Here is a 16540-nt window from a genome sequence, read left to right on the forward strand (position 1 = left end):
AATTATAAAACTAAAAAAGACTGCCATTGTAAAACAGGCAGTCTTTTTTTTATACTTTTAATTGAGACCTAAATAATTTGTTTCTCTTTTCTGAAATTCATCCAGCCAAAAGAAATTAATAATAAATTGAAAAAAAGAAAAGGCACAAAAGCGTTAGTAAAATTAATATTTGATATATCGTTAAATGTTTCAACTTTAAAATTTGACCATTTTTCCTGATCAACAGCCGTATTATTAAATATCTTTGGATAAAAATGTAAACGCTTTTTTTCGTGAAATTCTTTCGTTTTCTGCATAAACAATAGTTGATTTCCTAAATCAGATTTTGCGATTTCATTGAGCTGAATCTGAGTATGTAAAGTGGGAATAAATTGAGCAATTGTCTGACTTGCTTTATTTCTCTGTTTCAGTTTTGTTTCTAATTCTTTTGATTGAATTGCCGATTCATCATCTCCCATTTGTTGCATAGCATAATACCAAAGCCAGCTGAATTCCTTATCAGGTAAAACATAATTTTTAAATTGCGGATAATGTTTGTAGAATTTGTCGAGTGTTGTTTGCTTGTCCATATCCCATTTTTCGTGATAGGCATTTCTCTGTTTCACGGTTAATTCTAAAGCCTCAGGAACGGGATATTTATTTACGATATATGTGTTGATTATTGCCGGCAAAATGATAATCAGAAATAGCCAGATCGTCAATAAAATAACAGCATTGAAGCTTGAATTTTTCTGCAATGAAACAATGTAGAAACAAACTGCAAACCAAAATAGAATGTACAAAACACTAATGGTGTAAAAGATAAATAGCGATTTGTCTAATGGAATATTGAGTAAGAAAACTGCAATTAAAATTACAATTGTCAGCATGGCAATTAAGCTTAAAACCCTAATGCAGAATAGTTTAATGATGTATGAAAAAGTATTTTTGGTTTGCGTAGCAACAATTTTCCAGGTGCCGCTTTCTTTTTCTTCAGAAACAATATTGTATGTAAAAGTGATAATCAAAAGCGGAAAAAGATAAACGAGAACAAAGCTAAAATCAATGTTTCCTAACAAAAGGTTACTCGGATTATTGAGTTCCGAATCATATTTCTGTGCTTCCAGGCCACGAATTGTAACACTTTGAATGGACGGATTTACATCGCGCTGCCCAATTGCCAAACTATTAATGGGCAGCGTTTTATTGATCAAAGAAAACTTTATGTAATAAAGTAAAAGTCCAATTTCATCTTTATGGTAAGAGGCATTTCTGGCAATATGTCCTTTTTGATAAACTGTTGCTTCTGTTATGTTTTTGGTTTGTTTTTCCTGAAATTGTTTTCCAATTAAAAGGCTTATGAATCCGATAATAAATAGAAACAATAATCCGATTTTTGTTCCTTTTGATCGAATGAAATTCTTAAATAATAATGCTAACATATTAAATGGCTTTAAGGTTTTTTGATGCTATTTTGATGAAAACAAATAGCAGACTAATCCAGAGGAAAAGGGAAATGATCGAAGTAATTTCATTTTTTAAAACAGCACAGATGCCTTTTGGATCATAATGAAATTCAGCTACTTCTGCCCAATGCTTTTTACCAATTACTGCCGGTTTATTTTTGTCATTGCTAATGTATTTAATTTGTAAAGCATTCATTTTTTGCGCCATATCATAACGATACGTTTCAGCTTGTTTCTGGAAATCGATATACGAATCATAATCGGTATTGGATAAAGCCATCGAGAGGTTTTTCATGGCGATATACGGATTTAAAAGTGACATGGCTCTTGAAAAACTGTTTTGCTTTTGGTAAACATGGAGCAAAGTATCCAAATGTCTGTTGTAAATATTCGAGCTTATTTTTTCGCCCCGTGTCATTACAAAACCGGAATAATTAAAAGGTAATTTCTGAACAGAATCTACTTTGTAAAGTTTGAGCAAAGAATCTTTTATCGCTTTGTAATGCACGTCATTCGGATTATGACTGTCACCTTGTTTGAGAATATCTTTTTCGACATTGCTGTTAAATAGAATTTTTGACGGCGCTTCATAAATATAAGCACCAACGGCCTGCGTCACTCTTGGTAAAATAATCGTAAAAAGCAACCAGATTCCGATAAGGGAAATCAGCGCTTTTTTTGAGGTTTTACTTAAAGCAGAAATCAGAACTGCGATTACGCAAAAGAACATCAGATACAGAAAATGAAACCCAATAAACAAGATCATTTTTAAAGTTTCATCTGAAGAAATAGTAAAATCCTGAAGCAATAACCAAATGAAAACCAAGATAATGATAGTTGGTAGAAACAATGTCATGATAACTGCAGCGATTCCCATGGTTTTTCCTAATAATAATTGTTTCCAATTAATTCCTTGGCTCAAAAGCAGTTTTAAAGTCCCGCTTTCTCTTTCGGTTGCGACCGAATTAAATCCGAAGAAAAAGATTAATAATGGTAATAAAATTTGTAAAACCATTGCAATACTGATTTCGCCAAAACGAAGCATACTATTTGAGAATCCGGCTTCAGAAAAATTGGCGGTATTTTGTTTGTGGGCTTCAAGGAAAATGGCATTTCCAAAAAACGGTTCCATTCCAAACTCAAAAACACTTAACGGCGTATTTTTGCGGAAAGCGAAATTGCCATAGTGCGCCATTCTGTGTGGATTTTTGTCCGGATTTTTTAACCAGTCTTCGCGGGATTCGTGCTGGTATTTTTCGCTGTTTTCGTTTTGACTTTTGTAATTTTTCCATCCGGAAAAAATGGCGTAAGCTAGCAAAATACCAATAAATAGGGTAATTATAAAAACAGCCGAATTCTTAAAAGCTGAATTTTTTAAGTGTTTTGCAATTAAAATTTCTACGTGTAAAGACATGGCTTTTTTAAAATTTATAAGTTAAAGTAAGCGTTGCATTTCGAGGCGCACCCGGAAATAAGCGCAGGTAATTTTGTGCCCCAAGCCAATAGGTTTTATTGAAAATATTACCCGCATTTAAGGCGATTTGCATATTGCCTTTGTTGGGTTTGTAATATACAGCTGCATCAAAAACGGTAAAATCAGGAAGTGTAAAATCTCGGGTAAACCATGGAATTTTGCTGCTTTGATACTGCATTCCCAAACCAACTCCAAAATCTTCTATAACAGAATCAGGATTGAAGTTGTAGCGTGTCCATAAATTAGCACTGTTTTTTGGCGTGTTTTGTTTTCTTGCGCCAATTAACGAAACGTCGCGATCGTTGACAATTTTAGCATCGATATAACTGTAAGAAGCGTTAATTTGCCAGTTAGAGGCAATATATCCTGCTAGATCACATTCGAAACCACGGCTTCTTTCAGCACCTCTTGTTACCAATAAATCAGGATTTGCAGGATCATTGGCATTCATCAGAATATTTCGCTGATTGATTTCGTAAACCGCTGCGTTAAAACTCATGGTGTTGTCAAAAAAGGTAGCTTTTAAACCTGCTTCTTTCAAATTACTTTCGAGCGGATCAAATAAACTTCCGGCTGGTAAAGAACCGGTTTGTGGCATTAAAGTAACGGTATTCGATTGTGGCTGATAGCCTTCGAGATAGGTTGTGTAAATATTAATATTTTGATTTATAGTATAAGTAAAGCCAACACGCGGTAACAAGACTTGTTTTTTTACAGTTATTTCGTTGTTGGTTTCATAATTGGTAATATCTTCAAACCATTCATTTCTTAAGCCTAATAAAAAAGTAAATCTTTCCCACTGAATCTGGTCCTGAATGTAAATTGCATTGGTTGTTGTTAATGCCGATGGAAGCGCCGTTCTCACATTCAAAGTATAATCTTCGGCACTTCGAACCGTATAAACTGGATTGTTTAAATTGAAGAAATTTACGTTGGGTTTTGGTAAAACAATGTCGTCAACCGTTATCGTTTGGTAATTTGAAGCGTTTGCAGGAATAAAAGTATTGGCAACACTTCCGTCGTTTAAAAGATACCCCCTTGCCGCATTTTGCCCGCCGCCTTTGGTTTTGTTCCAACTGCTTAAATCGTATCCGGTTAGTAATTTATGATTTAGTTTTCCGGTTTTAAATTCAAAATTTAAATAAGAGCTTAAATTGTCTACGTTCCAATATTGCTGACGCTGTACAAACTGCATCATCGCTAAACTTGTAACGGGCTGGTTGTTCAAATCGACCGCAAAAGCATTTGTAGTTCTGTGTTCCTGAAGATTTTCTGTCCAGGATTGCTTCATATACTGGGCGTTAAAACCAATTTTTGAAGTGAATTTATGCGCTAAATTGGTCATCAGAATTACTTCTCTCGACTTAAAAAAATCATTTGGCGCACCCAAATTTAAACTAATTGGTGTTTTGTTTAAATTGGTTACTCCGGCAACGGCGCCAAAAATTGGCTGTCCACGATCCAGAATTCCAGTCATATCACTTAAAATTAATTCGGCGTTAATGGCCGTTTTTTCATTGGGAATATAACTGAACGATGGAGAAACCAAAAACGATTTATTGCCTACTAAATCACGAAACGATTTGGCCTCCTGATAGGCACCGTTTACACGATACAAAATTGTTTGAGATTCGTTTAAAGGTCCCGTAAAATCCAAAGTTCCGCGGAAAGCACTAAAACTTCCAACGCTTAAATTCACTTCTTTTCGGTCTGTTTCCAAAGGTTTTTTGGTGACCAAATTGATACTTCCACCCGGATCTACAGATGAAAAAGTTGCACTCGACGGACCTTTTATTACTTCAACACGCTCGATATTATTCGTTAACGGTTGTAAAAAATAATATTGTCTAGTGCGCATTCCGTTAATGATTTGGCCTTCCTCATTTTGGCTGATTCCGCGAATCGTATATTGATTGTAATAACTTGCAGGGATTACGCTGCTTGTCATTTTTATGGCATCGGCTAGGTAAAAAGTGGCTTTATCTGCAATTAATTCTTTGGTTACTGTCGAGATAGACTGCGGAATATCTTTGTTTAATACCGCCGTTTTTGTGGCTGCAAACGAATAATCGCTGTTGTATTTTTTGGTAGGACGGCCTACAATTTCAACGGTTTGCAATTCATTTATTTTAGCCAGTTTTTTTATAGAATCTTTTGCGATGCTGTCATGAACTTTTTTATTAATTGTTTGTGATTGTACAAATTGCGAACTGATTAATAGTAGTACTATAAATATATGTTTCATTTTTATGTGGATGGAAATCTTTCCTTTTTAAACCGTTTGTAAATACAAATTTTCCAATTCATTGGCTGAGATTTTATCAGCTTCAATGATAGTTACAAGATTTCCCTGTTTCATAATTCCGATGTGCGAGGCCACTTCTCTGGCTCTGAAAATATCGTGTGTTGCCATTAAAATTGCGGTTCCGTCTGCTGAAAGTTCTTTTAGTATTTGAGAGAATTCGTTGGAAGCTTTAGGATCTAAACCACTTGTAGGTTCATCCAGTAATAAAACTTTTGCTTTTTTAGCGATTGCAATGGCAATACCTACTTTTTGGCGCATTCCTTTAGAATATCCTCCTAAATTTTGGTCGTGAGCTTTTGCCTGCAAACCTGCTTTGCTTAGAAAATAAGTTAGTTCTCCTGTTGAATATTTAAATCCGGCAAGAGAAGAAAAGAATTTCAGGTTTTCCAGACCCGTAAGATTTGGGTATAACATTACCATTTCCGGAATGTAGGCCACATCTTTTTTTGTTTTATCAGCATCTGTTACAACCGAAATATCATTTATTTTAATTTCGCCCTGCGAAGGTTTTATAAATCCTAAAAACAGATTGATTGTTGTGGTTTTTCCTGCGCCGTTTTGTCCTAAAAGAGCAAAGATTTCGCCTCTTTTAATGGTTAAATTTAAGGCGTTTAAAGCGATATGATCGCCATATTTTTTGGTCAGGTTTTCTGCTGTGAGCATAGTTATTATATTTAGTTTGGAATTATTTTTCTGAAAAAAAAATAAAAAAGACCTGTGCCAAAAACTTCTTTCAAAGCTTTGGTTAGGTAGATTTTATTTAAAAACCGGAAGTTTATTTACTAAGAAAACAACATTAAAAAAGATATAAAAGGCGTATGCTTTTGTCTTTATTTTACAATAAGACAAAAGATAATTTTGAATTTTTAATGATAAAATAGTAAACTAAAAAAGGGCAGGAGGTGCTCTTAAGGCAAAGAGGCTGCCTTTGAAAAAAGGTGACGTAACTGTTTTGTAGAAAAATACAGTTGAAGTTACCTGCTTTACTTTTTGAAAAGTTAAACTATGAAGTTGGTTTGAAATAAAGGTACTAAACGAAAAATGACAAACAGGACAATTATTTTCTACGCTATGAATGTGTGTAATTTGGTTTTTGTGAGCGCCATAGTTATGATCGCAATGTTTCTCGGTTAATTGCCTGTAAACATGCTCGTAAGAATGTATCGTTTGAAACAGCATGGCGAACAATACTGTCAACGACATCAAAAGGTTAATTATTAGAATTTTCTTTCTGCTCATTCTTGATTTTAGAAATCTTGTATCGCGATTTATTCTGTAATTAAACGCAACGTTGTTGCAAATATAGATATCTTATTTGAAAATGAAGCTAAAATTATTTTAGGACGACAAATTATTCTCTAGCGATTTCGTTTCTATATAAATTTCACCAGTCTTTTAATGTTGATATAACCATTTAGCTTGGATTTTTTTAAAGTATTTTTTATTTCTCAATAATCATTGTAATTCCTTGTCCGCCAGCTGCACAAATCGAAATAAACCCTCTTCCGGATCCTTTTTCGTTTAATAGTTTTGCCATTACACCAATAATTCTTCCTCCGGTGGCAGCAAAAGGGTGTGCTGCTGCCAAACTGCTTCCTTTTACATTTAGTTTTTCCCTGTCGATTGGCCCCAGAGCTTTTTTTAAACCAATTTGAGCACTCAGTTCAGGACTTTCCCAAATTTTCAGGGTTGCTAAAACCTGAGCAGCAAAAGCTTCATGAATTTCATAATAGTCAAAATCCTGTAAATTCAATCCTGTTTTTTCAAGCATTTTACTGGCAGCAAATAGCGGTGCTAATAAAAGATTTTGCTGGTTTTTGACGTATTCAATTGCGGCGACTTCTGCAAAAGTGATATAAGCTAAAATTGGAAGTCCTCGTTCTTTTGCCCATTCTTCACTAGCTAAAAGAATACATGAAGCTCCGTCTGTAAGTGGTGTTGAATTTCCAGCGGTTAATGTTCCGTTTGTTTTATCAAAAGCAGGATTTAGTCTGGCTAATTTTTCTATACTGGTGTCTTTTCTCAGATTATTGTCTCTCGCAAGTCCACTAAACGGAGTAATCATATCATCAAAAAAACCTTCCTCATACGCTTTTGCCATATTCAAATGACTTTTAAGCGCCAGATTATCCTGGTCTTCTCTGGATATTTTATAATATTTTGCGGTAATTTCAGTATGTCCACCCATAGAAAGTCCGGTTTGTGATTCTTCGTTTCGAGGAACTAATGGCGTTAAATCTTTAGGCCGAAGTTTCAAAAACAACTTGATTTTATCGCCTAGTGATTTCGCTTTTCTGGCGTTCAATAAAATTTTTCTGAGTTTTTCACTTACAGCAATCGGCATATCACTGATTGAATCAACACCTCCGGCAATTCCGGATTCGATTTGTCCGAGGGCAATTTTATTAGCAATATAAATGGCACTTTCTATTCCTGTATCGCAGGCTTGCTGTAAATCGCAGGCAGGAGTTGCAGGGTCAAGAGTTGTTTTCATGACACATTCCCGAATCAAATTATTGTCATAAGTATGTTTAATAACCGCACCGCCGGCCACTTCGCCTAACAGCTGGCCTTTTAAGTTATATTTGTCAATAAGGCCGTTTAAGGCAGCTGTCATCATTTCCTGATTTCCAACTTCGGCGTAGGCCGTATTTGCCCTTGCAAACGGAATTCGGTTATACCCCACAATGGCGACTTTTCTAATGACATTGGTTGTATTCATATCTGAGTTTTGTTTTATAAAATTTTCGAACAATAAAGATAAGAAGGAAATCTTAAATTTTATCACCTAATAAGTGTGAGATTATTTCAAGAAAAGCAGTAGAAAAACATATAATGGAATTTTGTAATCAAAACCGGAAAAATGGCATATTGTTAATGCTTCAGAATAATAATTTCAATCTTGGTTTTTTCTTTTTTCCGAATAATAAAAACAGGACGTTTTTTATTCTTTCTTCAAGCGATGAGCGCAAAATAGAAAATGCTTTTGTAATCTGTGCTTCTACTGTTTTGATCGATACATCAAGGTGTTCGGCAATTTCAATATTGCTCAGACCTTCTCTTTTGCTTAATATAAAAACCTCTTTGCATTTTGGCGGCAAACTTTCAATCTCTTTATTTACTACCTTTAATATGCGCTGAAAAGATTCATGGTCATCCTCAAGAACAACAGAGTTTAGAGCATCATGATACGTTTTTTCAAGAGAAAACAAAGATTGGTTTTTTCGATATAAATCAATAAACTCATTGTAAACTAATTTATACAGGAAGCTTTTGATGGCATGATCTGATTTTAATCGAGCTCGCTGCTCCCAAACTTTAATAAAAACATTTTGAACGATGTCTTCGGCACTATAAATATTCTTTACAAGGCTGTTGGCATAAACGCAAAGTTTATGGTGATAAGAGTCGATGAGATAGGTGTATGCTTTTTCATCTCCATTTTTAAGAGATTCAATTAGAGCATGGTTATCGCTGTAATCATCGGTTTTCATAAAAACAAATATATAAATTTATAATTTTTGAGGTCTAAATAATATGTCGTATTTCTTAAAAACATCTCATTTTTTGACTTTCTATTTGAATTTTATTACAAATAAGAAGAGATAAAAAAGACAAATATAAAGTCATAAACATATTAATTCTATAAAATAAATATGGTTTATAATTTTTCTGTTGAAAGAAAAACCGTGTAAAAAATAAAAAAAATCAGTAAAATGAAAAAAACTTTATCAAATTGTTAGGGTTTTGTTTTTTAGCTTCGTAATAATATTAAAAAGAGATAAAATGACAATAAAAAAGTCAGAACGATTAATTGTGAAATTTATCACAAATCAGGCAAGTCAGGATGAAATTGAAACGCTGACAGAATGGTTGAAAGATGAAGGAAATCAAATTGTATTTCGGGATTTTATAAAAACCAATTACGCAATTGATACAGCTGTAAATAGTTTTGATTCTGCAGAAGTTAAAAAGCAGATTTCAGAAAGGATTCAGAGAGAGAATACTGTTTTTTATAAAAGAAGATTTTCTTCTTATTATAAATATGCGGCGATTTTAGTGGTTGTTTTTGGCGGGTTCTATTTTTATAAAAATTCGAACGTAATTCAGCAAAGACAAAATGTCATTATTCCGAGGCAGGATGAAATTGTACTGCAATTAGAAAATAAATCAGAAGAAACAATTGATACTGCTGATACAAGAAATATAGCGGATAAGGATGGAAAGATAATTGGAAGACAGGAAAAAAACAGATTAGTATATAACAAAGCGTATGCTGAAGGAAAATTGACTTACAATACGATTAAAATTCCGTATGGTAAAAAATTTGAAGTACAGTTATCAGACGGTACTATTGTGCATCTAAACTCAGGAACTCAATTGACCTATCCGGTACAGTTCCTGAAAAGCCAAGGCAGAAAGGTACAATTGACAGGGGAAGCTTATTTTGATGTAGCGAAAGACAAGGCGCATCCGTTTACGGTAAATGCACAGGAAGTAAGTGTTGAGGTCTTGGGAACCAGGTTTAACGTAGATACTTATCTGGAGAATTCAAGTACTGATATTGTGTTGGTTGAAGGTAAAGTTTTACTTTACAAAGGTCAGAAAACAAATGAAAATCAGGTGTATTTAAAGCCGGGTTTAAGAGGCTCAAATGCTAAAGGAAAGTCTGCATTTACTATAGAAGAAGTCAATACAGATTATTATACGGCCTGGATAAAAGGAAGTTTGGTATTTAAAAATGCTTCATTTAGCGAAATTATCAAAAAACTGGAACGTCACTATAATCTGACTTTCATCAACAGAAATAAAATGCTAGGAAGAGAAATTTTTAATGCCCGTTTTGATAATGAACCAATTGAAGTTGTCCTGAAATATTTTAGTGACAGTTATAAAATTGATTATACGATCAACAGAGATAAAATTATTATAAATTAACAATTATTACGCCTATGTAACAAAAAATCCAAAATGAAGGATTGCTGTTTATAAAAAAACCGGAAAATGCGCCAACATTTCCCGGCAGTATGAATGCAATCAGTTTAAATAACCAATTACACTAAAAAACATTTTAAAAGTATGAAAAAACTCTTGAACAAAATCAGGTTCGATAAGCCTTTTTTGAAATTTGATTTAAAAATGAAATTAACCACATTATTTTTATTGACCACTTTATCTGTTATGCATGCGGGAGCTTCGTATTCTCAAAAAGCTATCGCTTCTTTCAGTGCTGATAATATGACCGTTGCGAAGGTTATAGAAAAGATTGAATATACTACAGATTACAGATTTGTATATAACGTGAGATCAGTTGATTTAGATCGTAAAGTTGATTTTCATGTAACGAATGTTTCTATGGAAGCAATACTGAATACGCTTTTTAATAACACGGGTACCGATTTTAAAATTAGTGGATCACATATTATTTTAACTCCAAAAAAAGCACCCATAGAAAAGCCAACTGTGGTAAAAGAAGATCAGGATTTTATTGTAAAAGGTAAAGTAACCGATGAAAATGGAAATCCACTGCCAGGAGCAGCTGTTTCGGATAATGGGTCGGGGAGAGGTGTGCAGACCGATTTTAACGGAGAATATCAGATTATTGCAGTAAATAGTGAAACTACATTAGCTTTTGCTTATCTGGGCTTTGTAAGACAGGAAGTAAAAGTTGCAGGCAGAAGTGTCATTAATATTACACTTAAAGAAGATACAGTTCAATTAGGTGAACTTGTATTAACAACTGGATATCAAGATATTAAAGCAGAGGAAGCTACAGGATCGTTCTCAAAATTAAAATCGGAGGATTTTAAAGAGCAACGCTTAAGTGGTTTAGATAAAATATTAGAAGGTCGTATAGTAGGATACCAGGACGGGAAGATTCGTGGAACCACTTCTATGAGCGGACTTACTACTCCTTTGTATGTTGTCGATGGTTTTCCGATAGAAAATACCAAGTATAATGCAACGTTTAATTTAGAAGAAAATCTTCCTAATTTAAATTTAGAAGATATTGAAACAATTACGGTTTTAAAAGATGCTGCGGCTTCTTCTATTTATGGTGCACGTGCTGCAAATGGCGTTGTAGTTATTACGACTAAAAAAGCGAAAGCGGGGAAAACAACTATTTCGTTTTCTAGCAATTTAACGGTAACACCCTACAGGAATTATACCGATAATCTTACGGATTCAGGAGATGTTATTGGGCTAGAAAGAGGTTGGGCTACCAATAATCCTAATTTGCAGGGAGCTAATGCAAGTACTTATGCACAATCGCTATTAAACAATGCAGCCTTTACTAGTTTAGGTATGCAAACTATTTTAAAGGGGTATTCTGGCGCAATTTCACAAACGGATGCAACAAATCAATTGAATCAATTGGCTGCTAATGGTTATAAATATTATGATGATGTGGCAAAGTATGCTAAGCGCGACCAGTTTTTTACGCAACACAATATTAGTTTGGGAACAGCAACGCAAAAGAATAGTTTCAATGCTTCCTTAACTTATAAAAACAATAAATTGGAAGATATTTATTCCGAAAATGAAACGGTTGGTATTAACCTTAAAAATTCAACAGAAATTAATAGTTGGTTGTCTTTAGATTTAGGTACGTACATCAATTTTGGTAAAGGCGATACACAAAGTTATAACCCTATTAATTCATCTTCAGGTACATTTAATGCTGGTTATAAACATCAGCCATATGACCAATTGGTTAATAATGATGGAACTTATTTCACCTCAACAGCTGCGTCACGTTACAATAATTTCACCCTTCAATCTATGCAGGACTATGGTCTTTATAGCATGGACATTACACCAATTGAAGAGTTGGGAAGAAACGTTAGCAATACCAAAAATTTCTTAAACAGATCTTTTGCTAAGTTTAATGTAAAATTCAGTAAAGCATTTACCTATACTGCCATGTTTCAATACGAGTATGGTTCAGATCGTACCAGTTATTTGAGAGAAAAAGAGTCGTTTAGTGTAAGAAGTCAGGTAAACGGTTTGGTAACTCTAGCCAATAATGCTGCAGTTTACAATTTACCTTATGGCGATATTTTAAAAGAAACCAATCAATTTACAAATGCCTACAATTTCCGTCAGCAGTTAAATTTTGAACAAAATTTTAAAGCAAAACATAATGTATCCGCTATTGCCGGTATGGAGGTGCGTCATAATAAAACAGAATACAGAGACGATACTCGTTACGGTTGGGATGAGCAAACCTTATCTTTCACTCCCATAAATCAAGCCAACTTATTGAAAGTCTACGGTAACGTGTTTAGTGGTTATATGAGCCAAAATGACTTCTCTGCAGAGAGAGAATTGGTCAACCGTTACATTTCGTTTTATGGTACGGGTGGCTATACTTATGATAAAAAATACATGGTAACCGGAAGTTTACGTTGGGACCGTTCTAACCTTTGGGGAACGGATAATAAATACCAAAGCAAACCTACATGGTCTGCTGGAGCTGCTTGGAATATCAATAAAGAATCTTTTTTTGATGTGGCTTGGGTAGCTATGCTTAAACTACGAGGATCCTATGGTATTGGGGGTAACGTAGCCAAAGATTCTGCTCCTTACTTAACTGCATATTACATTGCCAATCCTAATGTAGGAGGAGTACAGGGCAGTGTGAATTCAAGACCAAATCCAGAGTTGTCCTGGGAAAAAACCACTACAACCAATATAGGGTTGGATTTCTCCTTATTTAAAAATCGCTTGAATGGAACGTTTGATGTGTACAACAAAAAAGGCGAGGATTTGTTAGCAAGTAGTACTGGAGTTCCAACAGAAGGCTGGGGATATTCAACCTATAGAATCAATAATGGAGAAATGACCAACAAAGGTTTTGAGGTAAGTTTAAGCGGTACCATTATTAAAACGCCTTCGTTTGCCTGGGATGCTTCGGTTTTATATGCTAAAAATAAGAACGAAGTTACTTATGTCGATGTAGAGGCTCCTGTTTATTATCTCCAATTGGACTATGCTTCAGCTTATCCCAGAGTAGGTAAAAATTACAATTCCATTTATGGTTACAAGTGGGCAGGCTTGAGTAGTACTGGTTTGCCTCAGGTTTATGATGCTTCTGGAACAGCAGTAATTTATAACCCAGCGGATTTAGAGGCTATTGAAGATTATGGGACGACAGTACCTATCCAAAGCGGTTCTTTTCACACCTCTGTGAGTTATAAAAACTTCTCACTTTCTGCACTTTTTATTTATGAATTGGGACATAAAATGAGAAATACTTTTTTACCTATGTTGAACAATAATTATTCAAGTGCAATGGGAAGCTACGTAGCTGATATTACTGTTGTAAATAAGGACATAGTAAACCGTTGGCAACAACCTGGTGATGAGGTTTTTACGAGTATTCCGCGTGCGGTATATGAATATGAGGCAGATTTTAATTACGATTCCCGTAGTATTTATTCCTATGCTGATATTAATATTTTGGATGCATCCAATGTTCGTTTAAGTAACGTTTCATTAGGGTATCAGTTGCCTAAAAGTTTTATAAGTAAAGTGAAGTTAGAAAATATCCGCTTTAATTTAAATGCAGAAAATGTTTACACATGGGCGAAAAGTAGAGATGCAAAATACATGTTAGGTGGTTTCCAGTCTCCAAGTATTGTAATGGGTGTCAATATTAATTTTTAATTTAAAAGACTACACGATGAAAAAAATATATATAAAGATACTGTGCGTCCTGGTATTAGGATTAACTTTTACAGCTTGTGATGATTATTTGGATGAGGTACCAAAAGGATCAAAAGTTCCTACTACATTAGCCGACTATGAAGCTTTTATACGAGATGAATATGGTAATCAAATAGTAAATATTGAGCAGGCAATAAGTTTGTTGAACGACAGATATCAAACAGAAGCTAATTTAGCCTATTACCGTTTGACAAAAGCAAACTATATGTGGGATGAAACTGCGGATAGAATAGCGTTGAATCAGGCTGATGAAACGACGTATTATGGACAGTATGCAGGAATTTCAACATTCAATTTGATTATAGAGAATGCTTTAACCACCACTGAAGCTACCGAAACAGATCAAAGAAATCTTTGGGCACAAGCCAAAATATTGCGTGCCATGTCGTATTTTAATTTGGTTAATTTTTATGCCGATACGTATACTACGGCTAATGCTAGTAAATTGTCTGTCCCTTTAATAACAAGTGCTAGCATTAATGCGCCTAGTAAACAAGTTACGATTCAGGAATTGTATGATTTTATTTTAAAAGATGTGCAAGAAGCAATTCCTTATTTACCAAAGGTTTCCGTAACTGCTTTGCATCCCAATTTAGGAGCTGGTTATGCCTTTTATTCAAGAGTGTATTTACAAATGAATAATTATACTGAGGCTTTAAAATATGCAGATATGGCTTTGGGCGAAAATAATAAGTTGTATGATTGGGTAGGTTTTTATAATGACAATAAAGCATTAATTGAGGTGCCAAACTCTTACACAACAATAGCCTCTCCAATGGGATATAATTATAGTGAAAATTATACTTTTAGACATGGTTCCAGCCGTTCATTAGCTAGAGAATTAAGTATACCTGTAGAAAGAGCGCTACGTTTTGAGACCGGTGACGCTCGTTTTAAGTCGCGTTGGAAAATCAGAACCGTTGGGGCTGAAAGCTATTATTACTCCACTTTATCAGGTATGTATAATTTTGGAGGAATTACCACAGTGGAAGTATATTTAATAAAGGCAGAATGTTTGGCTCGTGCCGGACAGGTGGCCGAGGCTATGAACGTTTTAAACACAGTTCGTAAAACGCGTATTCTTGCAAGTGAATATACTGATGTTGTGACAGCTGATAAAACGACAGCTTTAAATGCTATTTTCAAGACCAAACGTAACGAGCTAATTTTAACAATCATGCCATTTGCCGATGCAAGACGTTTGAATGCTGAGGGAGAATATACCTTTAGTTTATCAAAAGTAGTAGATGGAACAACCTATACTTTGTCATCAGATTCTCATTTATGGACAATGCCTTTCCCCCAAGGAGCTACTAATAATCCAGGGAATGGTACTCTAACACAAAATGTAAATAAATAGCAAAGAACAAAAACTTCCTGATTAGTTTTTGCGAAAGGGAAGTTTATTTAAAACAAAAAAAAATGAAAAATAAGTTTTTAAAATCAGGTTTATTGGCTGTAACGCTTGCAGCATTAATTGTTTCTTGTTCTAAAAAAGAAGAGGGCTACACTATAAGCGGAAAATTTGTTGATGTAAAAGAAGGAATGGTTTATTTAGAATTCATGGATGGCGATAAAAAAATCATTGATTCAACTACAATTACTAACGGAAGTTTTACTTTTTCAGGAAAAGTAGAGGAACCGCTACTGTATACCATAAAATTGAAAGGAGCAGACTATGGAGCAGGTTTTTTATTAGATAATGAAAACATAACCTTCGAGGCTAAAAAGGATTCTATGTATCTGGCTAAAGTTTCGGGCGCAACTCAGGATTCAATTTATAAATCATTTTATAAAAATGAATTCAAAAAGATCTCTGGTTTAGCAGGTCCTATTTATAGAGTTTCCGATTCATTAAAGCAAGGAGGTAAAGTAAAGCTTACCCCGGAACAAAATGAAATGTTGGACAAACGTTGGGCAGATTTACAAGTTTTTGCAGATGATTTAACTGATAAATATATCAGAAGTCATCAAGATAAATTGGGAGCAGCATTGGTAATTGACGAGCGCATCGTAACATATGGAGCTCCTGAAAAAGTAAAAGAATATTATGCTATTTTGACTCCAGAAATTCAAAAATCTTTCTATGGTAAAAAGCTAAAAGAAACGATAGATCTTAATGCTAAAACAGCTGTAGGTTCACCCGCACCGGAATTTTCTCAAGCGGATGTGAATGGAAAAATGGTGAAATTGTCGGATTATAAAGGTAAATATGTTTTGGTTGATTTTTGGGCTTCATGGTGTGGTCCATGCCGAAAAGAAAATCCAAATGTAGTTTTAGCTTACAAAACATATCATGATAAAGGATTTGATGTTTTGGGAGTTTCATTGGATGATAAAAAGAATCTTTGGGAAAAAGCGATAGAAAAAGATGGTTTAACCTGGACTCATGTTTCAGATTTAAAAGGCTGGAAGAATGATGTTGCTGTTTTATACGGAGTAAAATTAGTTCCAACCAATTACTTGATTGGACCTGATGGAAAAATTGTGGCTAAAAATCTTAGAGAAGAGGCACTTCAGGTTAAATTGAAAGAAATTTTCAGTAAATCATAATTTTTTTTCAGTCTCAGTCTCAGTGAAAACTGA

At 34.4% G+C, this 16540-nt stretch carries 11 protein-coding genes; 4 read left to right on the top strand and 7 right to left on the bottom strand.

The window, feature by feature from the left end; all coding sequences use genetic code 11:
• Positions 1-68: 68 nt before the first annotated feature.
• From ACEN2I_RS03605 to ACEN2I_RS03635, 7 genes are all read right to left on the bottom strand, one after another.
• A complete protein-coding gene (locus ACEN2I_RS03605) occupies positions 69-1421 on the bottom strand; it encodes a DUF3526 domain-containing protein (RefSeq protein ID WP_441764754.1) in 1353 nt (450 codons plus the stop codon).
• Position 1422: 1 nt separating this feature from the next.
• On the bottom strand, positions 1423-2859 hold the full coding sequence (locus tag ACEN2I_RS03610; RefSeq protein ID WP_441764755.1) for an ABC transporter permease: 1437 nt from the start codon (positions 2857-2859) through the stop codon (positions 1423-1425).
• A gap of 7 nt (positions 2860-2866) precedes the next feature.
• The gene (locus ACEN2I_RS03615) at positions 2867-5164 is read right to left on the bottom strand and encodes a TonB-dependent siderophore receptor (protein ID WP_441764756.1); all 2298 of its coding nucleotides are present in this window, start codon (positions 5162-5164) and stop codon (positions 2867-2869) included.
• A gap of 27 nt (positions 5165-5191) precedes the next feature.
• Positions 5192-5887 (bottom strand): ABC transporter ATP-binding protein, encoded by a 696-nt coding sequence (locus tag ACEN2I_RS03620; protein ID WP_441764757.1) that lies wholly within the window; start codon positions 5885-5887, stop codon positions 5192-5194.
• A gap of 222 nt (positions 5888-6109) precedes the next feature.
• Positions 6110-6463: a hypothetical protein gene (locus ACEN2I_RS03625; RefSeq protein WP_441764758.1), complete on the bottom strand. Its 354-nt coding sequence runs from the start codon at positions 6461-6463 to the stop codon at positions 6110-6112.
• A 202-nt stretch (positions 6464-6665) separates the two neighbouring features.
• The gene (locus ACEN2I_RS03630; protein ID WP_441764759.1) at positions 6666-7946 is read right to left on the bottom strand and encodes an acetyl-CoA C-acetyltransferase; all 1281 of its coding nucleotides are present in this window, start codon (positions 7944-7946) and stop codon (positions 6666-6668) included.
• A 160-nt stretch (positions 7947-8106) separates the two neighbouring features.
• The gene (locus ACEN2I_RS03635) at positions 8107-8718 is read right to left on the bottom strand and encodes an RNA polymerase sigma factor (RefSeq protein WP_441764760.1); all 612 of its coding nucleotides are present in this window, start codon (positions 8716-8718) and stop codon (positions 8107-8109) included.
• Between the two features lie 292 nt (positions 8719-9010).
• Here ACEN2I_RS03635 and ACEN2I_RS03640 point away from each other — a divergent pair, with 292 nt between their 5' ends.
• The 4 genes from ACEN2I_RS03640 (at position 9011) to ACEN2I_RS03655 (ending at position 16507) form a co-directional block, all read left to right on the top strand.
• Positions 9011-10162, top strand: coding sequence for a FecR family protein (locus tag ACEN2I_RS03640; RefSeq protein WP_441764761.1), 1152 nt, complete (start codon positions 9011-9013; stop codon positions 10160-10162).
• A 201-nt stretch (positions 10163-10363) separates the two neighbouring features.
• Positions 10364-13894, top strand: a complete 3531-nt coding sequence (locus ACEN2I_RS03645) for a SusC/RagA family TonB-linked outer membrane protein (protein WP_441764762.1) — start codon at positions 10364-10366, stop codon at positions 13892-13894.
• 16 nt (positions 13895-13910) lie between these two features.
• On the top strand, positions 13911-15314 hold the full coding sequence (locus ACEN2I_RS03650; RefSeq protein WP_441764763.1) for a RagB/SusD family nutrient uptake outer membrane protein: 1404 nt from the start codon (positions 13911-13913) through the stop codon (positions 15312-15314).
• Positions 15315-15376: 62 nt separating this feature from the next.
• Positions 15377-16507, top strand: coding sequence for a redoxin domain-containing protein (locus ACEN2I_RS03655; RefSeq protein ID WP_441764764.1), 1131 nt, complete (start codon positions 15377-15379; stop codon positions 16505-16507).
• Positions 16508-16540: the final 33 nt, after the last annotated feature.

This window comes from Flavobacterium sp. W22_SRS_FK3 (genome assembly GCF_052113665.1).
Taxonomy (GTDB): domain Bacteria; phylum Bacteroidota; class Bacteroidia; order Flavobacteriales; family Flavobacteriaceae; genus Flavobacterium.

Bases quoted from the DNA above. Each gene is read 5' to 3' on its own strand.
- ACEN2I_RS03650 (WP_441764763.1), top strand. From the start codon at position 13,911: ATGAAAAAAATATATATAAAGATACTGTGCGTCCTGGTATTAGGATTA.
- ACEN2I_RS03645 (WP_441764762.1), top strand. From the start codon at position 10,364: ATGAAATTAACCACATTATTTTTATTGACCACTTTATCTGTTATGCAT.
- ACEN2I_RS03615 (WP_441764756.1), bottom strand. From the start codon at position 5,164: ATGAAACATATATTTATAGTACTACTATTAATCAGTTCGCAATTTGTA.
- ACEN2I_RS03630 (WP_441764759.1), bottom strand. From the start codon at position 7,946: ATGAATACAACCAATGTCATTAGAAAAGTCGCCATTGTGGGGTATAAC.
- ACEN2I_RS03610 (WP_441764755.1), bottom strand. From the start codon at position 2,859: ATGTCTTTACACGTAGAAATTTTAATTGCAAAACACTTAAAAAATTCA.
- ACEN2I_RS03625 (WP_441764758.1), bottom strand. From the start codon at position 6,463: ATGAGCAGAAAGAAAATTCTAATAATTAACCTTTTGATGTCGTTGACA.
- ACEN2I_RS03605 (WP_441764754.1), bottom strand. From the start codon at position 1,421: ATGTTAGCATTATTATTTAAGAATTTCATTCGATCAAAAGGAACAAAA.
- ACEN2I_RS03655 (WP_441764764.1), top strand. From the start codon at position 15,377: ATGAAAAATAAGTTTTTAAAATCAGGTTTATTGGCTGTAACGCTTGCA.
- ACEN2I_RS03620 (WP_441764757.1), bottom strand. From the start codon at position 5,887: ATGCTCACAGCAGAAAACCTGACCAAAAAATATGGCGATCATATCGCT.
- ACEN2I_RS03635 (WP_441764760.1), bottom strand. From the start codon at position 8,718: ATGAAAACCGATGATTACAGCGATAACCATGCTCTAATTGAATCTCTT.
- ACEN2I_RS03640 (WP_441764761.1), top strand. From the start codon at position 9,011: ATGACAATAAAAAAGTCAGAACGATTAATTGTGAAATTTATCACAAAT.